Below are 24,551 nucleotides of genomic sequence, written 5' to 3' on the forward strand. Positions count from 1 at the left end.
TGCTAAAGTAACTGCATAATCGCCTAGAGTGATAAAAAAACACCCCTTTGGGGTGTTTTTTTGTCTATTGTTAGACAATCCTTTTGCAAGAGTGTCCTTAACTGATAGCTTGCTGTCCCAAACTGCACTTATTTGATTTGCATAAAAACGTAATATAAAACGCAAGAAACAGATAGTGCTCAGTGGAATGTTTCACTGAAAAAGGAGTTGGCAGCATGAATGCTAAAGTAAATATTTCAAATCGTGCGGGTGCAAGCTTCCCAGTCCGTCGTATGAATTTTGATTTCGATCAAGTACCAGAATACTGGATGGATGGTTCAGCAGGTTTAACCCATTTCATGACAGGTTTATCTGCACTGTTTCCAGATGGTGAGAAATTATTTATTGATGCGGTACGTGCAGTTCGTTACTACCCAGCGATTAAAGACAATGAAGAACTACAAAAAGAAATCAGTGCGTTTATTGGTCAAGAAGCCATGCATACACAAGAGCATGTTAACTTTAATGCTTCTGCACAGAAATATGGTCATGATGTAAGAACTTTAGAGCAAATCACTGGACGTTATATTCAATTTGCCTTAAAGAATTTTTCTAAAGTGGTTAAACCGTTTGGTATGACCAGAGAAATGGTCAACCTCACCGCAACAACTGCCTTAGAGCATTTCACTGCGACTATTGCTTCTGAGTTATTGCGTAATCAGCATATTCAGGACTTAATGACCGATGAGACTATGTCGTATATGTGGTTCTGGCATGCAGTCGAGGAAAATGAGCATAAAGCCGTAGCTTATGATGTTTATGAAGCCGTATTTGGTAAAGGTTTAAAAGCTTATAGCTTGCGTACCTCTGCGCTGGTATTTGCGATGGCCTTGATTTTTATTCTTCAGTCCTATTTCACTTTACGTTTGCTTCAACAAGATAAGAAGCTGAACTTTAAAGAATTGGCGATGATTTATAAATATGGCTATAGTCCTTCAAAAGGGATTATTACTGGTATGGCAGGTGAGATGCTGGCTTACTTTAAACCAGGCTTCCATCCAAATGATCTGGATACGGTACAGTTGTTAAAAGACTGGAAAGCGAAACTCGGTTTCTAATTTTCTCATCTTCTAATAAATCGATTTAAAAGGGCAATTTTAATTGCCCTTTTTCTTTTTTACTCTTTCATTTCATAGATGATTTTCAGTGTGACGACATGTCCTAAGATGATGCTTTTCTGACCTTATCTGCACTTATTCGATGCACTGAAAAGGGCGTATAACAGAAGTATCAGATATGGTTTATGAAGAATATTCACGGATAGGAGAAAAGGGTATGAATGCTAAAGTCAATATTTCAAACCGAGCTGGCGCCAGTTTTCCTGTACGCCGAATGGATTTTGAATTTGGTGAAGTGCCACGTTATTGGGCAAATGGAGATGCTGCCTTAACACATTTTATGACTGCGCTTTCAGCACTATTTCCAGAAGGTGAACAATTCTTTGTGAATAGTACGCGTGCAGTGCGTAACGATCCTAAGTTGGCTGATCCTAGATTGCAGAAAGAAATCAGTGCTTTCATTGGTCAGGAAGCTATGCATTCGAAAGAGCATTTGGCCTTCAATGCGTCCGCACAGGCTTATGGATACAATGTCCGTGAGATGGAAGAGCAAACAGGGCGCCTGATTAATCGAACCATCGGTATAACATCTAAACTCTTAAAGCCTTTCGGCTTCACCAAAGAAATGATCAGTTTGACTGGTACGTGTGCTTTAGAGCACTTTACCTCGACCATTGCTGAAGAATTATTGAGTAATCCAGACATTCAAGCGATGTTTATGGATGAGACCATGTACCATTTATGGATGTGGCATGCGGTCGAAGAAAATGAACATAAAGCAGTAGCCTTTGATGTGTATGAATCGATGTATGGGCAGGGCGCTAAAGCCTATTTTATGCGGTCATTGGCCTTGGTTATCGCGATGGGCCTGATCTTTATTACCCAATCTTATTTCACCGCAAAGCTATTGAAAGTCGATGGTAAGTTGACATGGCGTGATACCCGATACATGTTGAAATTTATGTATGGTTATAAAGGTTTTATGACGCGTCAGATTCCAACTTTACTTTCGTTCTTGAGACCGAAGTTCCATCCAAATGACGATGATACGACTGAATTACTGAATAAATGGCGGGCCGAATTAGGTTTTAATCTGAGTTAACTCTAACGGGCAGTAAAACTGCCCATTTTTTTATTCAATTTTTAGCTGAAATTGTCGATAATCTGCATCAGTATTTTATAGAGTGAAAGATTGTGATTCGATTGATGCAGGAGCGTGATCTGGAAAGTGTGGTAGCCATTGAGCGCTTAGTGCAAACACATCCATGGAGCAAGCAACAATTTCAGGAATCTTTAGCTTCATATCAATGTACTGTGTATGAGCAAGCCAATCAGGTGGTGGGGTTTTGTATTTTGCAACCTGTGCTGGACGAGGCAAACCTGTTACTTATGGCAATTCATCCAAGTCAGCAGGGCAAAGGACTTGGTTATGCTTTATTGGATGATTCTATTCAGCAGTTAAAGAACAATCCGATTCAGATTTTTTTAGAAGTGCGTGAAAGTAATACAGCGGCTATTCGACTGTATGAAAAGACTGGGTTTCATCAAATTGATTTGCGCAAAAATTATTATCCTAATCCTGATGGTTCCAGAGAGCATGCCGTGATTATGGTCAAGACATGCACAGATGATTTTGCGGCGTTATTTAATAATTAAATTATTCCACTCGGAAGGTAATGTACTCATCAATGAATTTCCTAATTGATGAATTTCATTGTCTGAGAGTGGACGATTCAGTCTGCGCCATTGTCCATCCAGTAATAATTCGAGTGGTGTATATTGCGATTTATAATTCATTTTATCTGAATGCGGTACCCAATAACCCAGATATAAATAATCCAGATTCAAGCTGCGTACATATTCAATCTGTTTAAGGATGGCGAATACGCCCAGTGAACGGCGTTGTTCATCTGGATCAAAGAAGGTGTAAACTGCAGAAAGACCGTCATCCATCAAATCACAGGTTGAGACGGCAATTAATTTCTGGTCTTTCCAGAGTTCGATAAAGAAGCTTTCTGTGCAGCTATGCACCAGAAATTTTTCAAATTGATCTAGACTGGCGGGATACATATCACCATCTGAGTGGCGTTCATTGATATAACGTTCGTACAAGTCATAGTGTTGCTGAGTGGCTTGCGAGGTCGGCAAAATACTCATTTCTAAATCTTGATTACGTTTCCATGCCTTTTTCTGGCTGCTATTCATGCTGAATTCCTGAACAGGGACGCGGCAAGATAGACATTGGCGACATAAGTGACATTCAGGACGATAAACAAAATCACCGCTACGACGAAAACCGACCCGAGAAAGTTCTGATAATGTCACCACATCAATACGGTGAATCGGGTCAAGAAATACCATCCGTGCAGATTTATTATCGAGATAACTACAATCATGCGGTGGTGTAATGTAGTACTGTAAGTCATTTAAAAGGGACTTGGGTTGGTATGATTTCATTAATCTGTCCCTCCAAGGTGTTAATCCGTTAACCGTCTAATGTGCTAAAAACTGCTATTGTTTTACTTGAAAATACACGTTCTTGATAACTTTTCCAATTGATAGAGGGGGCAATAATTACATCTTGTAACGATTTAAGATAGGCTTGGCGAGAAAGTGTACTCGCACCAAGGCTTAAAAGATGATCATTGACCAGTTGGCAATCAATCCACGGAAGCTGATTTTCCTGCCCGATCAGCATCAAGGTATAGAACGCCATTTTCGAAACATCGGTTTCAGTACTAAACATCGACTCACCAAAACAGCCTTTGCCTATGGTGACACCATATAAGCCACCTACCAGTTTCTCTTGTTGCCAGACTTCCACACTATAGGCATAACCCGCTTTAAATAAGTCACAGTAGCCTTGAATAATGTCTTCACTGATCCAAGTTTCATTGGCGTAACTGCGCGGTAAGGAACAGGAACGAATAACATCTTCAAAAGCATGGTTAATGGTAATTCGGTAATCATGCTTTTTCATATTGCGAATGAGTGACTTACTCGGCTTGTACTGTTGTGGTTCAATCACACAGCGCGGTTCAGGACTCCACCAGCAGATCGGCTCATCTTCATTGAACCAGGGGAACAAACCATGTGTATAGGCTTCAAATAATGTAGACGGACTGAGATCAGCACCAATACAGATAAAGCCTTGGCCTTCTGGATCTGCTTCTACAGGATCTGGAAAAATATATTGCGAGGGTGGAAGTTGTTGCATAGCAAAGAAAGTAAATAGGAATGATTCTAAACTAACTGAACTGAGCAGGAATGGCAATCTTGAAGATTGCCATCTGTACTAAGCGCTTAACTAAATAAGCGCAGTTGTTTGGCAATTTGCAGCTTTTTGCTGTCTAGGAAAAATTGAGCCTTGGCTTGAATGACCTCCAGACTCTTTTCTCGATCAGATACAGTTTTGCCTTCACTATCCAGTACCAGCCAGTTGAGTTGGCTAATGACATTTTGAACATACTCTGCAAACTCACTTGCTGATTCTAAACCATCAATGAAATGTGCGCGGTAGAACAATTGCTGGAAATGATCAGCTGGAATACCGATACCTGTAATCGGGCTAATTAAGACATTATAGTTTTGATGAAAACTTGCCTGTTCCAATAAATAATGATTTAAGCGATGACTTTGTTGCATTATTTCATTATTCGGTTCCAGTGTCTGGCAGGGTTGGGCCAAACCTAGATGCGATAAAATCACCAAAGCATTGAGAATTTGGGCGTAATTCAGTTCAGGAAAACTTTGTTCTAGTTCAGCAATGGTGATTGGACGATAGTTTTCTTCTGCAAATTTATTGCCGATCGGGGTATAGATATCTTCAATTAAATTAAATGTTCCTAAAAGTCCATTGATACTATGAGGCAGTTTTTCCTTGGCGGTCAGTAAGACAAAAGCGGTCTTTCTCAAACGCTCCTGAATTTGCAATGGGGTCAAATTATTCTTGCCGCGGATAAATAAATCGCGTCTAAATTGGGTATTAGCAAAATAATCACGACATTGTTCTTTGAAAATAGGATGTTCTATCGCATTTAAAAAGTTCTGATGCTCTTGGGAGAAGTTAATGCTATCTAAATGGGTATTTAAATCAGTAGAACCTGCATAAGATAATTTGATTTCATCTAGAGTCCGCACGACTTGCTGGAAAGAGAAGCATTGCCAGTCCTGATTAAGATATTCATGAATCAAGTAGTTGGGATTTTGTTGTTTGAGATCGGCAACTTTCTGAACCGCATTTGGATTACGTTGCGCAAAAATCGGATTCTGTTTGAGCAGGTCTTCGCTAAAGCTGAGTGCTTCATTGACCTTTTGCAGGGGATTGGTACTTTTGCTATTAAATTTGAAATGACTATGAAACAGTTCACGGATCGGCATATTAGCTGCCCAGCCTGTGACGCAGTTGTAGCTGATATAGACAATGCCATTGGGCTTTAAGAACTGACGGATAAATTTTAAAATAATGTGCTGATTTTCGTGGCTAATCCAGCTCCAGATACCATGTAAGCTGATTGAGTCAAACATGGGTAAATCTTGACGGTTGAGTAGCTCTTCAAAACTGTCGTCATAGAAATAATGCTCAACCTTACTTTGCTCCGCCAGTTGATTGGCATGTGCGGCGTGTGCTGGATTGAAGTCGGTGCCATAAAAGCTGGCTTGGTTGCTGGTGGCATGGATATTAATACTGACGCCTTGCCCAAATCCAAGTTCGCAGTGATTCTGGTTTTCCTGAAAGTCTGGACTATCGATCCCATTTAATAATAAACAAAACTTTTGGAAATTCGGGCTGAGATCTCGATAATAACCGTAGGTATAATTCACTTCTGTTTGATAGCCATTTGTCCAGGTCGTTGTCATTTATCTATCCTATTCATCAATGTATTTCTATCTATTAAAAAAGCAGCTTTGTCTAAAAAGTCATCATTTTTGATTGTAGGGATGCTGGCATAAAAAAACCACCAATGTCTGGTGGTTTTTAAATTGTGGCCCGATTAGTTTAAATTATCGAGATATTTCTCTGCATCGAGGGCTGCCATACAACCTGAACCCGCTGAAGTAATCGCTTGACGGTAAACGCTATCTGCAACATCGCCTGCAGCGAATACACCTTCAATTGAAGCAGCAGTTGCATTACCAGCAGTACCACTGTGTACTTGAATATAGCCATCGCGTAAATTCAACTGACCATCAAACATACCGGTATTTGGTTTATGGCCGATTGCAACAAACAGACCTTGTACCTGAATGTCCTGAGTGCTTTCATCTTGAGTTGATTTAATGCGAACAGCGGTTACGCCTGTATTATCGCCCAAGACTTCATCGACTTGATGATTCCAGATAATGCTGATTTTGCCTTCTTTTTCTTTGGCAAAAAGGTGATCTTGCAAGATCTTTTCTGAACGTAAGCTATCACGACGGTGAACAAGTGTGACATGCGCTGCAATATTAGAAAGATAAAGTGCTTCTTCAACTGCTGTGTTACCGCCACCAACAACCATGACATTCTGGTTCTTATAGAAGAAACCATCGCAGGTTGCACATGCGCTTACGCCTTGACCCATGAAAGCTGCTTCAGATTCAAGACCTAAATATTGTGCAGTTGCACCTGTTGCAATAATCAGCGCATCACATGTGTACTCTTCCATATCACCTTTGAGGACGAATGGACGAGTCTTAAGATCAACTTCATTGATATGATCATAGACGATTTCTGTACCAAAACGTTCTGCATGAGCTTGCATACGTTCCATAAGTACAGGACCAGTTAATCCTTCAGGGTCACCAGGCCAGTTATCAACTTCAGTCGTCGTTGTTAATTGACCACCAAGTTGTATACCAGCAATGAGTGTCGGTTTGAGGTTAGCACGTGCTGCATAGACTGCTGCGCTATAACCTGCAGGACCAGAACCCAAAATAATTAACCGTGAGTGACGAGCGCTCATTAAAGAACATCCTTTTTATATTGAAACTGCTAAAATTATACGTGAATCGAGAGGGGAGTGGGGTAAATCGATCCGGATAATATTGATTAACTCAATCGAATTGAGCTATATCAGTGCAGAATGTTAACAACAACAGTAAACAATCGTGCATCTTTTTTGTAAGAACGAGTGCATAATATAAAACTTATTGATTAAGGTAAGTTAGACCTTAAAAGATACCAACAAATAACGAATTGGGTTACAGGACTGTATATGACTGCGGTGTCAAGTGTTTATGCACAACGCTTTTTAATGACATTATTTTTGATTTCCTTTGGCATTTATTTATTTCTTGCCACAGTAACTTATACACCGTTTGATCCTGGGTGGATGCACATTTCCAGTGATACCCAACAGGTTTCGAATGCAAGCGGTGTGGCAGGTGCTTGGATCGCAGATTTACTCTTTGGATTTTTGGGGTGGGCGAGTTTGCTTATTCCTTTGTTCCTGTTTATAGAAGCCATTCAGGTCTGGTGGCCAAGAAGCTTTCTGAACCGCCCATTTCGTTATGCTGCCCAGTTTTTCTTAATTCTTTCGATTTCAAGTTTGTTGTATTTGCACTGGAACATGCCTGCAGATACTTTGGACAATGCAGCTGGCGGTATCATTGGTTATGAGCTGGGTGCGAGCTTATCCCAGTTGCTGACGATTTATGGCGCGACCTTGTTTTTACTCGCATTCAGTATTTTGTTGCTGACTTTGGCTTTTGGCATTCAGTGGAACAAGACTTGGGTAACATTGAAAAATACCCCAGCGTATTTGCAAGATCTATTCTATAAAAACGTACCACAAAATGAATCTGCATATGATTTAACGGAGCAGTTGACGCCCGCTGAAACTCCAGCTGTAACAAGTAAAGCCCAAGCTGCGACTGAAAGCTCGGATGATAAAAACGAGACCAAGACCAATCAGGTTCAAGCCAAGCTAATTAAAATTGATGATTCACATCATCAACTCATGGCAGAAAAATTGTTTGCCGATGTGGTCGCGAAAGAACAGCAACAAAGCGCTGAGCCACAACAAACAACTGCGCCTGATGATGACTTTGAGCAAACCTTACAGCGTGCGCATCAATTTGAAACTGAAAGCCAGCGTTTAGTGAAAACAGGTGAAGTATGGCGTGCATTACAACGTGATGATGCCAGCCATAAACAGGAAATTGATGCATTACTGCGTGCTGCTGATGAGTCAGCCCATGTAGCGCCTCAACTTGAACCCGCAGCACATGCTGAAGCAGTCATGCAAAAAGCCAATCCTAGCAATCTGGACTGGAATGATGACCAGATCTTTGATGAGTTATTGGCTGCGGTACCAAACAGTAAAACAGCAACAGATGCGCATACACCGATCATTCAGGCTGTGCCAGCAATGACACACACACCTGTTGAGCAGGAAAACGAGTTTGAAGCAGATATTGAAGCTTTGATTAGTGAGTCTAATCAGGTGAATACGACTCAAAATCACAGCGCTGCTGTGCAAAATCCACTTCAAGAAGACAAACATAATTTTGTTGCTGAAGAGATTGATGAGTTTAATGATCTTCTGGTTGAAGAGGAGCGTGAACAAACTGCTCCGCGTACCACAAGTTATGCGCAATCATCTGCTTTTGTAAAAGCGCCGATTGAAGTATCAAATGCACCGAAAGAAGCATTGTCTAAAGAAGCCTTTATCGAAGCATGGCAAGAAACTGCGGGTAAAGCAGAGCCTGAAAACGATTTGGATCTTGAAGAAGATTTTGATTTAGATGCACCATTAACAGATGCGTTTGGTCGTCCAATGTCTCGTGCGATGCAAGTGGCGAAAAAACGTCTTGATTTGCCAACCTTACCAGGTCTGGAATTGCTGGATGAAGTTGATCCAAACAAAAAGGTGAACTTTACTGCCGAGCAATTGGCACGTCTTTCTGAATTGCTGGAAATCAAACTGCAAGAGTTTAATGTCAAAGCACAAGTGGTTGAAGCTCAACCTGGCCCTGTTGTTACCCGTTTTGAACTGGATCTTGCGCCGGGTGTAAAAGCCTCTAAAGTGACCAATATTTCACGCGATTTGGCACGTTCAATGTCGATGGCATCTGTTCGTGTGGTTGAAGTGATTGCAGGAAAACCGTATATCGGAATTGAAGTTCCGAATAGTAGCCGTGAAATGGTACGGTTGATTGAGCTATTAAAAACGCCAGCTTTTGAAGACCCTGCTGGTTTGCTCTCTATGGCAATGGGTAAAGACATTTCAGGCAATCCTGTCATTACTGACCTTGGTAAAGCACCGCATATGTTGGTTGCGGGAACGACAGGTTCTGGTAAGTCGGTTGCAGTGAACTCGATGATTTTGTCGATGTTGCTGAAATATACACCAGATCAGCTTCGCTTGATTCTGATCGATCCAAAACAGCTTGAATTAGCCAACTATAACGATATTCCTCATCTACTCACACCTGTTGTAACCGACATGAAAGATGCTGTTAGCGCATTAAACTGGTGTGTAAATGAGATGGAACGCCGTTATAAACTGATGTCATTCCTGAAAATCCGTAAGCTCAGTGACTATAACCGTAAAGTTGAAGAAGCGATTGCCAACGGTGAAGACCTGATTGATCCAACGTGGAAAGCCAGTGATTCAGTTGTGGGTGAGCGTGCGCCGCGTTTAACGCCGTTACCTTCAATTGTGATCGTTGCCGATGAGTTTGCCGACATGATTATGCAGGTCGGTAAAAAGGCCGAAGAAATGATTACCCGTTTGGCACAGAAATCTCGTGCCGCAGGTATTCATCTCTTACTTGCGACACAACGTCCTTCGGTGGATGTTATTACTGGTCTGATCAAGGCGAATATTCCAACGCGTGTTGCATTACGTGTGAACAGTAAGATTGACTCGCGTACTATTCTGGATGCGGGTGGGGCAGAAGACTTGCTCGGTCATGGTGATATGTTGTTCCTCGGCCCTGGTAAAATCGAGCCTGAGCGTGTACATGGGGCCTTCATTAGCGATGATGAAGTGAACCGTATTTGTGACGCGTGGCGCGAACGTGGTGAGCCAGATTACGTGGATGAGATTCTCACGCCATTTGATGAAGAACCTTCATCGCGTGGTTTTGAAGATGGTGATGGTGATCCGAGCCGAGATGCGCTTTACGATCAATGTGTCTCTTTTGTCTTAGAAACACGTAAAGCATCAACCTCTTCATTGCAGCGTAAATTTAGCTTAGGTTACAACCGCGCAGCACGGATCATTGACCAGATGGAAGAGAATGGAATCGTAAGCTCGATGGGGGCCAATGGTAAGCGAGATATTCTCGTTTAACGAAAATTATGACTAAAAAAAGCCTCTTTATAGAGGCTTTTTTGCTTTAGATTTTCGTATTTTTATGTGGTAAAAATCACATTTTTTATTTAAGCTTGCCCTTTAAAATCTCAACGTTGAGGTGAGTCGTGTTAGTTGCATTAAGTACGCTAATTTTTATTCATTTCTGTGCATTGATTACACCGGGACCAGACTTTTTTCTGGTTTCACAAACGGCTATTAGCCGCTCTCGTAAAGAAGCGCTTCTGGTAGTACTGGGCATTTGTTTAGGGGCAATGCTGTGGTCACTCCTTGCTTTGATGGGACTCAATATTATTTTTGAAAAAATGGCGTGGCTTAAACAAGGACTGCTTATTGCGGGTGGCCTATACTTGTGTTGGCTTGGCTTTCAAATGCTTCGCTCTGCCTTCTCTAAAAATAATCAAACCATAAATCCAATTAGCTTACCTCAGTCACCTTATTTATTCTTTATGAAAGGCTTGTTGACCAACCTTTCCAATCCTAAAGCCATTATCTACTTCGGCAGTGTCTTCTCACTGTTTTTGGCAAATCCTTTATTTGATCAGCACCATTCTCTACTTTTTATTATTGTTTCGATTGAGACAATTCTATGGTTTGTCTTGGTCGCTTTTGTATTTTCTCTACCGACATTCCGCAATGCATACCAAAATTTTGCAAAATGGATTGATGGCGTGTCTGGTGGAATATTTACCTTATTGGGTGTTTATCTGATTGGAAGTCGTTAATCAAGAAATCAAAAAGCCTGCATCATGCAGGCTTTTTTATAAATGGATTATGCGTCACGCTTTCATTATTCAATATTAAGAAACAACCCCATCAATAAGAGTATCCAGAAGATAGAGCCAATAATAATGACAATAATTTGAGCAATATTAAATTTTTCCTGTATTACCACATTGAATTCATGCGACTGTCTTTTTGCATCATTGAGTGCTAAAAATGCAGGGACAAGGAAAACAAAACTGAGAGAAGAAATTAACCAATAAGGGTCAGGTAAGCGAGCCAGCAAGAGAGCGAAAACGAGATAGCCGACATACATCCAGCCTGGAGAGAAATCCTGAGCATAGCCTTTTTCTTTGGCATATTCCCTGATTCTCTTGAAGAGTGAATATAAGAAGAAAATAGAAAAAATAGCCCGGGCAGCAGGCATGATATTTAAATTATCTTTTAGTGCCAGAAAACGCCATGCTTTAAAGATCCACCACAGTTCATATAGGCCTAAAGAGATAATCGATAAAAAGATAAATTTCTTCAGGCTAATGATGGTTAAATCGGCTAGATGATGATTTACAGGAGCATTTTCAATTACGCTTGTGTTTTGGTCGGTCATTGTCTTTCTTAAAATAGAGAGGTTAAAAATATAAAAATTATGAGTTGGAGTTATTAATCAGAGCAGGTCAAAAATATCATTATTTTAATTAAAACCACATAATTTACGCGTCAATTTGTTCATATTGATAAATTATGTGGCCTTTATTCTAGAATTGATTAAGCAAATTTCGCTAAAACTTCCAGAAAACCCTCTTTCTGGCGAGGAAATTGTGCAATCACATCATGAATGCGTTGGCCTTCAGGATTGGTTGCATTCAAGTCACGACCATCTGCCAAAAACTTGGTAATCAAGCGCTCATAGTCATTTGGGCGCATATGTTTGAAGGCATGATAGAGCACATGAAAGTCGGCATTTACGCCAGCTGGAGGAAGCTGGTTAAGGTAGGCAAACACACGCTCATCTGACCATTCTTCATTGAAAGTTGCTGGCTGTGATAATGCCATGACAATCTCCTCAGTCTTATAAAATAATAAAGGCAAAATATGAGGCAGGATGAGAGAAGTATCGCTTTTCCCTGCCACAAGACCAGAAGCTAGGCTTCAAGTGAGGAGGGAAAAGAAAAGTCATACTTTTCAAATTCTACGACGTATTTTGCCCTTATTTACGAAAAATCGCTAATGAAAAAACTTCTAACGATCTTCAGGTAAATTGATATTCATTTCTAGCATTTCAATGTTTGCTTCTGAGCGAACCTGCATTTGAATATGCTGTTCATCCACCCCACGAACATAACGACTCACGACCTGCATGATTTCTTTTTTCATTTGGTCGATTTTGTCTTGGCCTAAGCGACGGCCCAAGCCTTGTTCAGAGGCAACAATAACTTTTAAACGATCTTTGGCAGTTTGTGCACTTGATGGTTTTTCATCACTGCTAAAAAGTTTACTCCAGAATCCTGCCATAATTACGCTCCAAATAGTCTAGCTAACCAACCTTTTGGCTGTACTGCAATGTGTCGATAAGGACGGTCTTCGCCAAGGAAGCGAGCCACTAAGTCATCATACGCTTGTCCAGCTTTTTCTTCTGAATACAGAATCACTGGTTTACCTTCGTTTGATGCTTGAAGTACGCTTGGGCACTCAGGAATTACCCCTAGAGTCGGCACACGTAAAATATCTTTAGAAATATCGTCGATCGTTAACATTTCCTGTTTATCAGCACGTTCCGGATTGAAACGGGTGATACATAAATGCTTACGGATACGACCTTCGTTTTGTTCAACTTTTTTGGTCTTGCTATCAAGCATACCAATAATACGGTCAGAGTCACGTACTGATGAGATTTCAGGATTCGTCACAATGATCGCTTCATCTGCATGATACATTGCTAAAATCGCACCACGCTCGATACCAGCAGGTGAATCACAGATGATGTAGTCGAATTCTTGAGAAAGTTCGTCGATCACACGTGCAACACCTTCATCACTCAACGCATCTTTATCGCGGGTTTGTGACGCAGGGAGAATATATAAGTTTTCAATATCTTTATCACGGATGAGTGCTTGTTGTAAGCGAGCTTCATTATTGATGACATTGACAAAGTCATAAACTACACGGCGTTCGCAGCCCATGATCAAATCAAGATTACGTAAACCCACATCGAAATCGATCACAACAGTTTTATGACCACGTAGGGCTAAACCTGTTGCAAAAGATGCACTTGTTGTAGTTTTACCTACACCACCTTTGCCTGACGTTACGACAACAATTTTGGCCACCGAATCCACTCCTATTTATGGTCATACGCCCCTAAAAGGGCTTTTTTGGTGTTTAATGAGATAAATTAAAACTGCAAGGCCTCAAATTCAAGTTCTTGCTTGTTATTTAAATAAATATGTACAGACTTTTTGATCATATCTTTTGGAATATCATCTGCAACACAATAAGTTCCTGCAATCGAGATTAATTCGGCTTCTAACGAGTGGCAGAAAATACGTGCTGCAGCTTGTCCACCTGCACCTGCAATGACTCTACCACGAGCATTGCCATAAATGTGAATATTTCCAGATGCAATGACTTCCGAACCACTATTCATGCCTGCATTTAAAATGATATCACCCTGATCTTGCACCAAACATTGGCCTGTACGCAAAATTTCATCATGATACGAGGTGATATATGCATTCGATGTGTTTTTTTGTGGTGTTTGTATTGCTGAATTATCCGCTGCTTTCGCTGGGGCTGGATCAACCACCTGTTCTTTAGATGCCTTGATACGTTGCAATGGCTGATCTACGGGTAGAACAGGGAATTGAATGGCGCGGGCTTCATCACCCAGAATACCATCAATCACAGCCATAGGCTGTAAACCCAGATCAATCAAGAGCTGAATTAAGGCAATCAGTTCTTGCTCAACAGTACTGTCAATAATGACCAATGTACCGATATAAGAACCTTCATTCAGCGTGCTGGTAAGTTGCTGTCGGATTGCATTATGGTCATTTGTGTCGAACGTGAGTCGACTAAAATTCACCATTCTGCCCGTAATCCGTATATCAGCCATAATTTATCCTTCAGGGCTTTTTAAGCGCTCTATTGTGTTAAAGCAGTTGTAAATAAAAGCAAATGCTAGAACAAATTACACGAATTCTCTAGCTCGATTGGTAATTTTTCTTGTAATCATTCCGCTTTTTTATCCAATTGATCAGATTCTTGCAAAATCTGCTGCCATTGCTTCACTTTTACTTGTTTTCTTATCGCTTCAAGGCTTTCAAATACGACAGATTCGACCAGTTCTTCCAGATATTGATTGTCAATATTCAACTGGCTGACTTGCTCTGCAATATATTGATAATTTTCATTCGGTCGTTGAGTTGAGCCTGCTGTAAATGGCTCGATCAAACCTGCACTGATATTCTCACCTAAACGTTGACCAATACTTTGAATCTGTTGCTCGATTCTTCCACCAACAATCGGAATCAGGCGTAAGAGTTGCGTCAGTTCAGGCGTATCTTCAATGGCCTGATTGACAATAACGCCGACTTTTTGGGTAATTAAAGGTTGCTGTTGTTGTAACGCTGTTGCAAGTGACTCTTGTAGCAGAGAAGCCAAGGTGATGGTAAACAGTTGTCGATGATGATCAACCAGATCATGAATGATTTTTTTGTGCTGTGAACTGGTTTGCAGCTCATGACGAATGCCATCAATCACGGTGATGACCACACGATCTGATAATTCTTCCATGACCACGCGATAATAAAAGACGGCTTTAATCCGGATTCCATCTGGTACGACTTTGTAGCCTAGTTCATATAAACGATAAGCGATGATCCCAGCACGGAATAAACGTAAAAAACGGAAATGCGGGATCACCGCAAGAATTTCATACCAGTGAATGAAAGGGAAGAACCACCAGCGCGCATGGTGTTTTTGTACAATTGAAAGAAACCAGCGAATGACCAGTTCTACAATTAAAAAGATAATAAACCATGCTTCAGTGGTAATTACCCACGGGTGCAAATGGGTTCGATAAAACTCCAGCACCGTCGGGAGTTGGATGGTATTAAAAAACCAAGACCCGATATTGCTCATCAGGAAAAAGTTCATGCCTAAGCAGAACAGGTTAAAAACAATAATAAAGACCATAAAAATGTCATAGACCAAAAACAGCTTAAAGAATTTGCTGTTCGGATTGACATAGTTATATTTAGAGTTCTTTCCTGAGTCCTGCTGGGTCATGTCTTACTACAATTCCTTTTGAAACTATTGCTGGTATTTGGCTTTCATTTGGCTAATGAGCTGGTCTTTTTCAGTCCAGATCTGATCCACCCATTTCTGGAAGCGTTCACGATAAACGGGATCATCCTCATAATTACCACCAAGTACCCACTCTGGAATATCTATTTTACGTAAATCTACTGCAATACGAGACACATCACCGAGCCAGAATTCGCCATAACCAGGCGCACCGTCTGGATAAACAATAGTCATATCGACCAATGCATCAATTTTATCTCCAAGAATATTTAATGCTAACGCAAGACCACCTGCTTTAGGTTTAAGCAGGTTTTGATAAGGGGATTGCTGTGCAGCATGTTTTTCAGGAGTAAAACGGGTCCCTTCTAAATAGTTGAGTAAGGTAAAAGGTTGACTAAGTAACTGTTCACAGGCTTTACGTGCTTCCAGCATATCGCGTGATTTTAGTTCGGGATTCTTCGCGATTTGCTCTTTGGTATGACGTTTCATCATCGGGAAGCCAAGGATTTTAAATGCTTGCCCGACAAATGGAATAAAAATAAGTTCCCATTTGGTAAAGAAGCGAGTCAGTGGCATACGGGTTAGGCCAAAATACTGATTGACTGTGGTATCGACCCAACTTTGGTGGTTACACATCATCATATATCGACCTTGCAGATTCAGGTCGAGACTTTTATCAATACTGATATCCCAGTGTAAATCTGGCAATACATTGTCAATTAACCAGTTATTTACCCCTAACCAACTGTTGGTAATCTGAATATTGGTTTCGTCTACTTTTGATGATTTTTTAAATAATTTGGTTAAACCTAATGCCAGTACAGGTGGGCCATGAAAAAATGTACTTCCTGTAATGACTGAACTAACGGTTAATCCTTTACTGACTTTTTGCAATAAGGACGCTTTTTTATTGGCGTTAGACATAAATCGAGCCTTGAGTGCAGATGTTTGAAAAAAGAGATGTTCCAACTATAAACAACAGATGTTGAAATACAACTGTATATTTTCAGATGTTGACAATTTTTATATATTTAGGCGGGTTAACACTGCTTTTTCCGATTAAATGTGATTTTTGAAGGAGGGAAAGCGGATTTTTATGTATGTGATGATTGTCACATAAAATATTTATTGTGTGAAAACCATAAACATGAAGAAATTGTGGTGCTTTATTCAAGTAAAATGCATCAAAATATTACAAAAATACAAATAAAGTGTTTATTATTAACAAAATATCAATGGTCTAGGCCAGTTTTCTCATTCATTATTTGTCCAGACAACAAAATACATAGACAGGAGCTACGCAATGCGTGCATTAGTAATTTCAACACTCGTAGGGGCTGGATTGGTACTTTCTGGTTGCCAAACTACAGGTAATAACATCGGTGGCGTAGAATATGACAAATCTGCTCTAGGTGCATTAATTGGTGCAGCTGCAGGTTATGGCGTATCTAAAGGTAACGCAAATACAAGTAAACAAAACAACCGTGCTGCGGCAATCGGTGCTGTTCTTGGTGCTGCTGGTGGTTTATATCTCGACAATAAAGAGAAAAAATTACGTGAGCAAATGGCTGGTACTGGCGTAGAAGTAGGCCGTAACCCAGATGGTTCTGTTCAGTTAATCATGCCTGGTAGCATTACCTTTGATACCAACAAATCAAACATCAAACCTAACTTCTACAGCACTTTAAACAAAGTAGCGCAAACTTTAGGTGAAGATAACAAGAGTGCGATTCTTGTAACTGGTTATACAGATAATACGGGTAACGATTCAATCAACATCCCATTATCTCAAGCACGTGCTCAATCAGTTAAAAACTACTTAGCTGGTCAAGGCGTATCTTCTAGCCGTATCGATGCGCAAGGTTATGGTTCTTCTAACCCGATCGCTTCAAACGCGACTGCTGCTGGTAAAGAGCAAAACCGTCGTGTAGAAATCAGCATTTATGCAAAACAGTAATTTTTACTGATTTCTAAAAAACCACCTTCGGGTGGTTTTTTTTATTGTCGATCCAGTCAGGCGACAAGCCGTGGCGCACCATTTGTATAAGGCATCATAATTTATACATATCCCTAGATTTACTATTGGGATTCTAAAACATAGATGTCTATAATTGTGCTCGAAAAATCAGGCTCGGAAACGAGAGAGGAATAACCAATGTCATCTGCCAGTCAACTTAATGACAAGCAACTTGAAGCCATGAAATATGTTCAGGGGCCTTTGTTGGTACTCGCAGGTGCAGGTTCGGGTAAAACTTCAGTAATTACCCGAAAAGTGGCTTTCTTGGTACAACAATGTGGTATTCCAGCCTATCGTATTACGGCAATGACCTTTACCAATAAGGCTGCACGTGAAATGAAAGAACGTGTAGGTAAATTGCTTTCACGTGAAGAGGCAAAAGGACTTTCGGTTTCGACCTTCCATACTTTTGGTTTGAATTTACTACGTCTTGAATTAAAACATTTACCGCTTAAAAACAACTTTTCTATTCTAGATGCGGATGACTGTAAGCGAATCCTGATGGATTTGATGCAGCGCGATAATTTGTCAGGGGCAGAGAGTAAAGAACTTCTTGCCAAGGCAATGAAGAAAATTTCAGACTGGAAAAACGATCTGATCGTTCCAGAACAAGCACATTCCACTTGTGAAACGGTTGAAGATGTCCAGTTTGCACATCTTTATCAGCTTTATGAGCGTAACTTACGTGCCTATAACGCCGTAGACTTTGATGATCTGATCGTGATGCCGACACGTTTGCTTCAGGAAAATGCTGAAGTGCGTGACAAATGGCAAAACCGCGTTCGCTATTTACTGGTCGATGAATATCAGGATACCAATACTGCGCAATATACCCTTGTTAAGCTTTTGGTTGGGGTGATGGGGCAGTTCACCGCCGTAGGTGATGATGACCAGTCCATTTATGCATGGCGTGGTGCAAAGCCTGAAAACATGGCGTTATTGAAGGATGACTTCCATAATCTAAAAGTCATCAAACTTGAGCAGAACTATCGTTCAACCAGTCGTATTCTAAAAGCGGCGAATGCCGTGATTGAGAATAACCCGCATATTTTCGATAAGAAATTGTGGAGTGATAAAGGTCATGGCGAAACCATTCGTGTCATTACCTGTTTAAATGACGATGATGAAGCAGAACGCGTGGTCAAAGATCTGATCACCCACAAATTGATGAACGGTAAAAACTGGAAAGATTATGCGGTGCTCTATCGCGGAAACTTCCAGGCACGTGTCATTGAAACCCAATTACGTCAGATGCAAATCCCTTATAAACTGTCGGGTGGTCAGTCTTTCTTCGCGCGTGCAGAAATTAAGGATGTGATGAGTTATTTACGTCTCATCATTAACCCAGAAGATGACAGTGCATTCCTACGTATTATTAATACGCCAAAACGTGCGATTGGGCCTGTGACTTTGGAAAAGCTGGGTTTATTTGCCCAAGAAAATACCTTGTCTTTGCTCACAGCATCTTCTGATCAGCGCTTAAGCATGGTGTTACCGAAGAAAGCTGCAACACAATTGCATGAGTTTGCTGATTTTATTGCGACATTTACCCGTGAGTTACTTGATGATGATGAGCCGATGCCAAAGGTTCGTCAGATGATCAATGAAGCAGGTTATATTGATTATATTCGTGAACAGGCGGCGACACCTGCTCAGGAAAAAACCAAGCTCGATAGCATCGAAAGTTTATATAGCAGTATTCAAAACTTATTGAATCGTACTGACGATGTCGATGAGAAGAATATTGAAAGCGTGATTCGTAAACTGGTACTGCTGGATATGCTTGAGCAGCAACAGGAAGAAGAAGACACCGATAAAGTGAACTTGTTGACTTTGCATGCGGCAAAAGGTCTGGAGTTCCCTTATGTGTATATGATTGGTCTGGAAGAAGAACTGTTACCACACAAGAACTCGATCGCATCAGAAACCATCGAGGAAGAACGCCGTTTGATGTACGTGGGGATTACCCGTGCACGTCAAGGTCTGACTTTGACATTGGCAGAACAGCGTAAGAACGGTGGACAAATGCGTCAGATGACGCCAAGTCGTTTCTTGGACGAAATGCCACAAGATGATCTGGAATGGCACGGTCGTAAAAAGAAACTGGCGCCGAATGTTGATCCAAAAGAGCAGGCGCAGCAGTATCTTGCCAATTTAAAAGCATTGTTGAAACGATAAAAGTTTGTAAGTAGGAAGTTGTAATGAAAGTCCAAGTTAAAGTATTAGATGCGCGTTTAGGTCAAGAGTGGGCTTTGCCTTCTTATGCAACCACAGGTTCAGCAGGTTTAGATTTACGTGCATGTTTAGATACAGCGATTGATATTGCGCCAGGTGAAACTGTTTTGGTTAAAACTGGTTTGGCAATTTATATCGAAGATCCAAACTTTGCAGGTTTGATTTTGCCTCGTTCTGGTCTAGGCCATAAACACGGGATCGTTTTAGGTAACTTGGTTGGCTTGATTGATTCAGATTATCAAGGTGAATTGATGGTATCTGTCTGGAACCGTAGTCAAAATACATTCCGTTTAGAACCCGGTGAGCGTTTGGCACAATATGTTCTTGTACCAGTCGTACAAGCCGAGTTTGAACAAGTGAGTGAATTTGTTGCAACTGAGCGCGGTGCTGGTGGTTTCGGACATACGGGCAAGCAATAATTTTCCGGTAAATATCACTTAAAATGCAATGTTTTACTGGAAAACATTGCATTTTTCATATTGATTGTTTGTTTAAAGTATATTACAAAGCAACTGATTAATTATTTTAATTTTTCTGAACAAGGGTTAATTAATTACTTAATAATTTCGCCATTTTTGAATAATCGAATGATTATAAAAATAGGGGCTTGCTGTGAATATACAACAAACATTTCCTTTGAATATTTTTCGTGCTTATGATATTCGCGGAAAACTTTCAAATCTCACGCCAAATATTATTTGTTCAATTGCCCACGCCTTAGCTTTACAATATAAAAACGCTGGACAGAATCAGGTTGTTGTTGGTTATGATGCGCGATTAACCAGCCCTCATTATGCTGAAATTATTCAGCACGCGCTTCAACAAGAAGGTCTGCAAGTGACCAGTATTGGTTGCTGCTCATCACCGATGATGTATTACATTGCCCGTGATTTTGGTGGGAATGGCATTATGGTGACTGCAAGCCATAATCCAAAGTCTGATAACGGAATTAAGTGGATTGTCAAAGGAGAGCCTCCGAGTCCTGAAACGATTCAATCCGTTGGTCAGCTCGCGCAAATTTCTCTACCGACTGCCAAAGAATATTTTTCCTCAGATATCCGCTCGCATCACACTATTCCGCAATATTGTTTACAGTATCAACACGCATTAATTGATGATATTCAATTGGCTCGACCATTAAAAGTTGCTCTTGATGGTTTACATGGTTCAGCAGGCCATTGTGCAAAACTGGTGCTGGAACAGTTAGGTTGTGAGGTGGTTGCATTACGTTGTGAAGCCAATGGGCATTTCCCCGATCATGCACCAGATCCTTCTCATGCTGAGCATTTAAAGCAATTACAGGCAGCAATTTTGTCAGAACAGGCCGATCTTGGTATCGCCTTAGATGGGGATGGTGATCGTGTTGTTTTGCTAGATGAGCAGGCCACGATTATTAGCCCTGATCGCTTGCTGTCCTTATTTGCACAAATATGTTTACAGCAGCATCCACAAAAAGAAATTGTTTTTGATGTGAAATGTTCGCGTATGGTGTCTGACACGGTTCAGCAACTTGCGGGACAGGCTAAAATGATCCGTACAGGAAGCAGTTTTTTACGGGCTTATTTATCTCAATCTAAAGGTGCAGCGGTCTTTGGTGGTGAATATGCAGGCCATTATGTCTTTAATGACGGACGTGGTTATGGCTATGATGATGGTCTCTATGCGGCTTTGCGTGTAATGGAATACCTTACACAATCAACAGCAAAAAGCTTGTCTGAATTATTGAGTATTTATCCTGAACGTTACTGCACCGAAGATACTTATATCAGTACGCATGATGCCAATCCGAAACAGGTTTTAGATGAGATTGAGATTTTAAGTCACCATTTAGATGCACGTTTAAGTAAAATAGATGGTGTAAGACTTGATTTTGATGATGGTTTTGGCATTATTCGAGCATCAAATACTGGTGAATATTTTACCGTCCGCTTCGATGCAGACAATCCAGATCGGTTAGTTGAAATTCGCCAGACATTTGTTTCTATGTTGCAAGACCATTATCCACAGATTGCACAAGAACTCGCACAGGCTTAATAAGGAGAGACGCATGCCACATGAACATATCGGCATTGATAAAGCAAAAATTTTGATTGAAGCTTTGCCGTATATCCAACGATTTGCAGGAAAAACGTTGGTTGTAAAATATGGTGGTAATGCGATGACTGATCCGGAACTAGAAAGTTCATTTGCCCGCGACATTGTGTTGTTAAAAACAGTAGGTTTAAATCCGATCGTTGTACATGGTGGCGGTCCACAAGTTGATTCATTATTAAAACGTTTAGGACAAGAATCTGACCGTATTGATGGCATGCGCGTGACCGATGAAGCAACCATGGAAGTGGTTGAGATGGTACTCGGCGGTAGCGTTAATAAATCGATCGTTAACCTGATCAATAAACATGGTGGTCGTGCCATTGGTTTAACAGGTAAAGATGGCAATTTGCTGCGTGCACGTAAATTGTTGATGGAAAAACAGGAAGCAGACGGTTCCGTTTCACAGATTGACTTGGGCATGGTTGGCGAAGTCACAGGTGTAAAAACTGACGTCCTTGAAATGTTTACCCAAAGTGATTTTATTCCTGTTATTGCGCCACTCGGTGTAGATGAGGATGGCAATACTTATAATATCAATGCTGACCTTGTGGCTGGAAAAGTTGCAGAAGCGTTAGGCGCAGAAAAACTGATTTTATTGACCAATATCACGGGTGTACTGGACGAAAATAAAAACTTGTTAACGGGGCTGACCACGCAAGAAGTTGATCGTCTGATTGAAACAGGCGTGATTTATGGTGGCATGATTCCAAAAGTGGGTTGTGCACTCGATGCGGTAAAAGGTGGTGTGGTCAGTGCGCATATCGTTGATGGACGTGTACCGCATGCAAGTTTGTTAGAAATCTTTACTGATCATGGTGTGGGTACTTTAATTACCAATCGCGTCAAGCATTAATTCTGCTGATGAAAACAAAAAGGGGCCTTAAATTGGCCTCTTTTTTTCGTCATGTGTTGTTCATGTTTTAGTCATCTCAATGTCATTTAAGCGCTTTAAGGTAAATCTAGCCATAAGGAGCTTTCATTATGCTAGAAAAATTAAATCAATATCGCCAGACATTGACTTTACCTTTACGCCACAAACCAGCTCAAAACCAGTTCCGTTTTGAATGGGTGGATAATTTAAAAGAATTACAAGATGTACAACGTTTTAGAGCTACACAATTTAGCCATCAATTTGGGATGCATTTTGAAGATGGTTTAGATCAAGACCTTTATGATTTTGGCTGTGAACATGCCGTTTTACGTGAGAAGTGGACAGGTGAAATTGTTGCCTATACTCGATTAAAATTATTTCAAGGCCATGAAATCGGGCAGAGTTATAGTGCTCAGGAATTCGAAATTGTTCCGCATTTATCACATTTACCGAGTGTTTTAGAAATTGGTCGAACTTGCGTTCACCCTCAATTCCGTTCTGGTAAAGCACTTTCCATGCTGTGGTTGAATCTGGTGCCTAAAGTATTATGGTCAATGCGTGCCAAATATCTAATGGGCTGTGTCAGTATTCATTTAGACGATAATCTGGCGCGTGCTTATTACACCCATCGTCAGATTCAACAATTGGGTGAGCATCAAAGTATTGATATCCGTTCAAAACGTATTTTTGAACCTGAACGTCCTGATTATAGTTTTCCACAAGATGAACGGATGCCAAAATTATTCCAAACCTATTTAGGCATGCAATCGAAACTTTCAAAACAGGCATTTTATGATGAAGATTTTAAATGTCTGGATTATTTTGTGTTTTTGGAAGTGAATAAGATCGCCATGTCTTTTGTCATGAACAAAATGGTGCAACGTTAGTCTTATATCATTCTTGGTCCAATAGTGAGCACATATTAAGATTTACAAGCGATCTCAACCTCATGCACAATAGGCGTAGATGTTAGATAGTTAAAAGATATGTGCCAGCTATTAGGAATGAATTGTGCTACCCCGACAGATATTACCTTTTCGTTTCGTGGGTTCTCCCAACGAGCAGGGGTCACGTCTGATCATTGTGATGGCTTTGGTATTGCATTCTTTGAAGACAAAGCCTGCCGTTTGTTTGTCGATAATCAATCGGCGGTAGAATCTCCAATTGCAGATCTGATTCGTAACTATCCGATCAAGTCTCGTAATGTCATTGCCCATATCCGTAAAGCCACACAGGGCAAAATCAACTTAGAGAATTCACATCCTTTCTTGCGTGAGTTATGGGGCAGACATTGGATTTTTGCCCATAATGGCGATTTGCATGACTTTAAACCTGAGCTTAGCGGGCGTTTTGAACCTGTCGGCAATACGGATAGTGAGCTGGCATTTTGCTATTTACTAGATCAGATGGTTGAGGCATTTGGCTATACCGAGCCAAGTTTAGAAGAGATTTTTTCACTATTAGAGCGTATTTCTCCACAAATTGCCGAGCATGGAACGTTTAATTTCTGCTTGTCGAATGGTAAGGCCCTGTATAGCTATGCCACCACTAAATTGCATTGGCTGGTACGTGAATATCCTTTTCAACATGCACATTTAATTGATCTGGATGTAGAGGTCGATTTTAGTCAGGTCACGACACCTGAAGATCGTGTGGCTGTGATTACCACAGAGCCTTTAACGCATAACGAAGCATGGACTGCATACCAGCCTGGGGAAATGATCTTATTCCAATGTGGTAAACCGATTTTGCATGCTTTAACACGAGTAGAGCGTTTAATCCGCGAAGCAGAAAATCCTGCATTAAAACGAATAACTAAAGCAGATCAGTATTAATATAGAAGATATAACCAGAATATATGTTTGAACTGTTTTTATTAAAAAATTAGTTCTCATTTTTCTGGTTAT

At 40.7% G+C, this 24,551-nt stretch carries 23 protein-coding genes; 12 read left to right on the forward strand and 11 right to left on the reverse strand.

Annotated features, from left to right (window positions below):
• The first annotated feature begins 215 nt into the window (after positions 1-215).
• The 3 genes from AWW72_RS06940 (at position 216) to rimI (ending at position 2,753) form a co-directional block, all read left to right on the forward strand.
• Entirely contained in the window at positions 216-1,097 is an 882-nt protein-coding gene (locus AWW72_RS06940; protein WP_004770935.1) for a metal-dependent hydrolase, read from the forward strand.
• 217 nt (positions 1,098-1,314) lie between these two features.
• Positions 1,315-2,199 (forward strand): metal-dependent hydrolase, encoded by an 885-nt coding sequence (locus tag AWW72_RS06945; RefSeq protein WP_047431905.1) that lies wholly within the window; start codon positions 1,315-1,317, stop codon positions 2,197-2,199.
• A 92-nt stretch (positions 2,200-2,291) separates the two neighbouring features.
• Positions 2,292-2,753 (forward strand): ribosomal protein S18-alanine N-acetyltransferase, encoded by a 462-nt coding sequence (rimI, locus tag AWW72_RS06950; protein ID WP_171254691.1) that lies wholly within the window; start codon positions 2,292-2,294, stop codon positions 2,751-2,753.
• On the opposite strand, the gene AWW72_RS06955 is transcribed toward rimI, so the two are convergent.
• The 4 genes from AWW72_RS06955 to trxB all read right to left on the reverse strand — a co-directional run bounded on the left by AWW72_RS06955 (position 2,739) and on the right by trxB (position 7,042).
• The gene (locus tag AWW72_RS06955) at positions 2,739-3,554 is read right to left on the reverse strand and encodes an arginyltransferase (RefSeq protein ID WP_005256372.1); all 816 of its coding nucleotides are present in this window, start codon (positions 3,552-3,554) and stop codon (positions 2,739-2,741) included. The genes rimI and AWW72_RS06955 overlap by 15 nt on opposite strands.
• A gap of 28 nt (positions 3,555-3,582) precedes the next feature.
• Positions 3,583-4,314 (reverse strand): leucyl/phenylalanyl-tRNA--protein transferase, encoded by a 732-nt coding sequence (aat, locus tag AWW72_RS06960; RefSeq protein ID WP_062846865.1) that lies wholly within the window; start codon positions 4,312-4,314, stop codon positions 3,583-3,585.
• A gap of 86 nt (positions 4,315-4,400) precedes the next feature.
• On the reverse strand, positions 4,401-5,957 hold the full coding sequence (locus tag AWW72_RS06965; protein ID WP_062846866.1) for a methyltransferase regulatory domain-containing protein: 1,557 nt from the start codon (positions 5,955-5,957) through the stop codon (positions 4,401-4,403).
• Between the two features lie 134 nt (positions 5,958-6,091).
• The gene (gene trxB / locus AWW72_RS06970) at positions 6,092-7,042 is read right to left on the reverse strand and encodes a thioredoxin-disulfide reductase (RefSeq protein WP_062846867.1); all 951 of its coding nucleotides are present in this window, start codon (positions 7,040-7,042) and stop codon (positions 6,092-6,094) included.
• 252 nt (positions 7,043-7,294) lie between these two features.
• On the opposite strand from trxB, the gene AWW72_RS06975 reads away from it, so the two are divergent.
• Together AWW72_RS06975 and rhtC are read left to right on the forward strand one after the other, a co-directional pair.
• A complete protein-coding gene (locus AWW72_RS06975) occupies positions 7,295-10,378 on the forward strand; it encodes a DNA translocase FtsK (RefSeq protein ID WP_062846868.1) in 3,084 nt (1,027 codons plus the stop codon).
• 128 nt (positions 10,379-10,506) lie between these two features.
• Positions 10,507-11,124, forward strand: a complete 618-nt coding sequence (gene rhtC / locus AWW72_RS06980; RefSeq protein WP_005256380.1) for a threonine export protein RhtC — start codon at positions 10,507-10,509, stop codon at positions 11,122-11,124.
• Positions 11,125-11,189: 65 nt separating this feature from the next.
• Here rhtC and AWW72_RS06985 read toward each other — a convergent pair whose 3' ends face one another.
• From AWW72_RS06985 to yihG, 7 genes are all read right to left on the reverse strand, one after another.
• On the reverse strand, positions 11,190-11,729 hold the full coding sequence (locus AWW72_RS06985; RefSeq protein ID WP_062846869.1) for a hypothetical protein: 540 nt from the start codon (positions 11,727-11,729) through the stop codon (positions 11,190-11,192).
• Between the two features lie 158 nt (positions 11,730-11,887).
• Positions 11,888-12,175, reverse strand: a complete 288-nt coding sequence (locus tag AWW72_RS06990; protein ID WP_004770953.1) for a PA4642 family protein — start codon at positions 12,173-12,175, stop codon at positions 11,888-11,890.
• 186 nt (positions 12,176-12,361) lie between these two features.
• Positions 12,362-12,634, reverse strand: coding sequence for a cell division topological specificity factor MinE (gene minE / locus AWW72_RS06995; RefSeq protein ID WP_004655180.1), 273 nt, complete (start codon positions 12,632-12,634; stop codon positions 12,362-12,364).
• A gap of 2 nt (positions 12,635-12,636) precedes the next feature.
• On the reverse strand, positions 12,637-13,449 hold the full coding sequence (gene minD, locus AWW72_RS07000; protein WP_004770954.1) for a septum site-determining protein MinD: 813 nt from the start codon (positions 13,447-13,449) through the stop codon (positions 12,637-12,639).
• A gap of 65 nt (positions 13,450-13,514) precedes the next feature.
• Positions 13,515-14,234: a septum site-determining protein MinC gene (gene minC, locus AWW72_RS07005; protein WP_047431926.1), complete on the reverse strand. Its 720-nt coding sequence runs from the start codon at positions 14,232-14,234 to the stop codon at positions 13,515-13,517.
• A gap of 116 nt (positions 14,235-14,350) precedes the next feature.
• Positions 14,351-15,409 carry a hypothetical protein gene (locus AWW72_RS07010; RefSeq protein ID WP_047431929.1) on the reverse strand — a complete coding sequence of 353 codons (1,059 nt, stop codon included), beginning with the start codon at positions 15,407-15,409 and terminating at the stop codon, positions 14,351-14,353.
• A gap of 24 nt (positions 15,410-15,433) precedes the next feature.
• Complete coding sequence (yihG, locus tag AWW72_RS07015; RefSeq protein WP_005256385.1) at positions 15,434-16,351, reverse strand: 1-acylglycerol-3-phosphate O-acyltransferase, YihG family; 918 nt, start codon at positions 16,349-16,351, stop codon at positions 15,434-15,436.
• 379 nt (positions 16,352-16,730) lie between these two features.
• Here yihG and AWW72_RS07020 point away from each other — a divergent pair, with 379 nt between their 5' ends.
• From AWW72_RS07020 to AWW72_RS07050, 7 genes are all read left to right on the forward strand, one after another.
• Positions 16,731-17,384 (forward strand): YiaD family glycine zipper/OmpA-like lipoprotein, encoded by a 654-nt coding sequence (locus AWW72_RS07020; RefSeq protein ID WP_004770962.1) that lies wholly within the window; start codon positions 16,731-16,733, stop codon positions 17,382-17,384.
• 198 nt (positions 17,385-17,582) lie between these two features.
• A complete protein-coding gene (gene rep / locus AWW72_RS07025) occupies positions 17,583-19,622 on the forward strand; it encodes a DNA helicase Rep (RefSeq protein ID WP_004655168.1) in 2,040 nt (679 codons plus the stop codon).
• Between the two features lie 23 nt (positions 19,623-19,645).
• Positions 19,646-20,098, forward strand: coding sequence for a dUTP diphosphatase (gene dut / locus AWW72_RS07030; RefSeq protein WP_062846870.1), 453 nt, complete (start codon positions 19,646-19,648; stop codon positions 20,096-20,098).
• A gap of 193 nt (positions 20,099-20,291) precedes the next feature.
• Positions 20,292-21,713, forward strand: a complete 1,422-nt coding sequence (locus tag AWW72_RS07035) for a phosphomannomutase/phosphoglucomutase (RefSeq protein WP_062846871.1) — start codon at positions 20,292-20,294, stop codon at positions 21,711-21,713.
• Between the two features lie 13 nt (positions 21,714-21,726).
• On the forward strand, positions 21,727-22,626 hold the full coding sequence (argB, locus tag AWW72_RS07040) for an acetylglutamate kinase (RefSeq protein WP_004770969.1): 900 nt from the start codon (positions 21,727-21,729) through the stop codon (positions 22,624-22,626).
• Positions 22,627-22,754: 128 nt separating this feature from the next.
• Positions 22,755-23,531 (forward strand): GNAT family N-acetyltransferase, encoded by a 777-nt coding sequence (locus AWW72_RS07045; protein WP_004770970.1) that lies wholly within the window; start codon positions 22,755-22,757, stop codon positions 23,529-23,531.
• A gap of 99 nt (positions 23,532-23,630) precedes the next feature.
• Positions 23,631-24,479 (forward strand): class II glutamine amidotransferase, encoded by an 849-nt coding sequence (locus AWW72_RS07050; RefSeq protein ID WP_032863849.1) that lies wholly within the window; start codon positions 23,631-23,633, stop codon positions 24,477-24,479.
• The last annotated feature ends 72 nt before the right edge of the window (positions 24,480-24,551 follow it).

Source organism: Acinetobacter sp. NRRL B-65365, from assembly GCF_001605865.1.
GTDB lineage: Bacteria > Pseudomonadota > Gammaproteobacteria > Pseudomonadales > Moraxellaceae > Acinetobacter > Acinetobacter vivianii.

What these genes read in the sequence shown, in the direction of transcription:
- AWW72_RS07020 (WP_004770962.1), top strand. Translation starts at nt 16,731, where the DNA reads ATGCGTGCATTAGTAATTTCAACACTCGTAGGGGCTGGATTGGTACTT.
- argB (WP_004770969.1), top strand. Translation starts at nt 21,727, where the DNA reads ATGCCACATGAACATATCGGCATTGATAAAGCAAAAATTTTGATTGAA.
- yihG (WP_005256385.1), bottom strand. Translation starts at nt 16,351, where the DNA reads ATGTCTAACGCCAATAAAAAAGCGTCCTTATTGCAAAAAGTCAGTAAA.
- AWW72_RS06965 (WP_062846866.1), bottom strand. Translation starts at nt 5,957, where the DNA reads ATGACAACGACCTGGACAAATGGCTATCAAACAGAAGTGAATTATACC.
- rep (WP_004655168.1), top strand. Translation starts at nt 17,583, where the DNA reads ATGTCATCTGCCAGTCAACTTAATGACAAGCAACTTGAAGCCATGAAA.
- dut (WP_062846870.1), top strand. Translation starts at nt 19,646, where the DNA reads ATGAAAGTCCAAGTTAAAGTATTAGATGCGCGTTTAGGTCAAGAGTGG.
- AWW72_RS06945 (WP_047431905.1), top strand. Translation starts at nt 1,315, where the DNA reads ATGAATGCTAAAGTCAATATTTCAAACCGAGCTGGCGCCAGTTTTCCT.
- aat (WP_062846865.1), bottom strand. Translation starts at nt 4,314, where the DNA reads ATGCAACAACTTCCACCCTCGCAATATATTTTTCCAGATCCTGTAGAA.
- AWW72_RS06990 (WP_004770953.1), bottom strand. Translation starts at nt 12,175, where the DNA reads ATGGCATTATCACAGCCAGCAACTTTCAATGAAGAATGGTCAGATGAG.
- AWW72_RS06940 (WP_004770935.1), top strand. Translation starts at nt 216, where the DNA reads ATGAATGCTAAAGTAAATATTTCAAATCGTGCGGGTGCAAGCTTCCCA.
- AWW72_RS06985 (WP_062846869.1), bottom strand. Translation starts at nt 11,729, where the DNA reads ATGACCGACCAAAACACAAGCGTAATTGAAAATGCTCCTGTAAATCAT.
- minE (WP_004655180.1), bottom strand. Translation starts at nt 12,634, where the DNA reads ATGGCAGGATTCTGGAGTAAACTTTTTAGCAGTGATGAAAAACCATCA.
- trxB (WP_062846867.1), bottom strand. Translation starts at nt 7,042, where the DNA reads ATGAGCGCTCGTCACTCACGGTTAATTATTTTGGGTTCTGGTCCTGCA.
- minC (WP_047431926.1), bottom strand. Translation starts at nt 14,234, where the DNA reads ATGGCTGATATACGGATTACGGGCAGAATGGTGAATTTTAGTCGACTC.
- AWW72_RS06975 (WP_062846868.1), top strand. Translation starts at nt 7,295, where the DNA reads ATGACTGCGGTGTCAAGTGTTTATGCACAACGCTTTTTAATGACATTA.
- AWW72_RS07010 (WP_047431929.1), bottom strand. Translation starts at nt 15,409, where the DNA reads ATGACCCAGCAGGACTCAGGAAAGAACTCTAAATATAACTATGTCAAT.
- AWW72_RS07045 (WP_004770970.1), top strand. Translation starts at nt 22,755, where the DNA reads ATGCTAGAAAAATTAAATCAATATCGCCAGACATTGACTTTACCTTTA.
- AWW72_RS07050 (WP_032863849.1), top strand. Translation starts at nt 23,631, where the DNA reads ATGTGCCAGCTATTAGGAATGAATTGTGCTACCCCGACAGATATTACC.
- AWW72_RS06955 (WP_005256372.1), bottom strand. Translation starts at nt 3,554, where the DNA reads ATGAAATCATACCAACCCAAGTCCCTTTTAAATGACTTACAGTACTAC.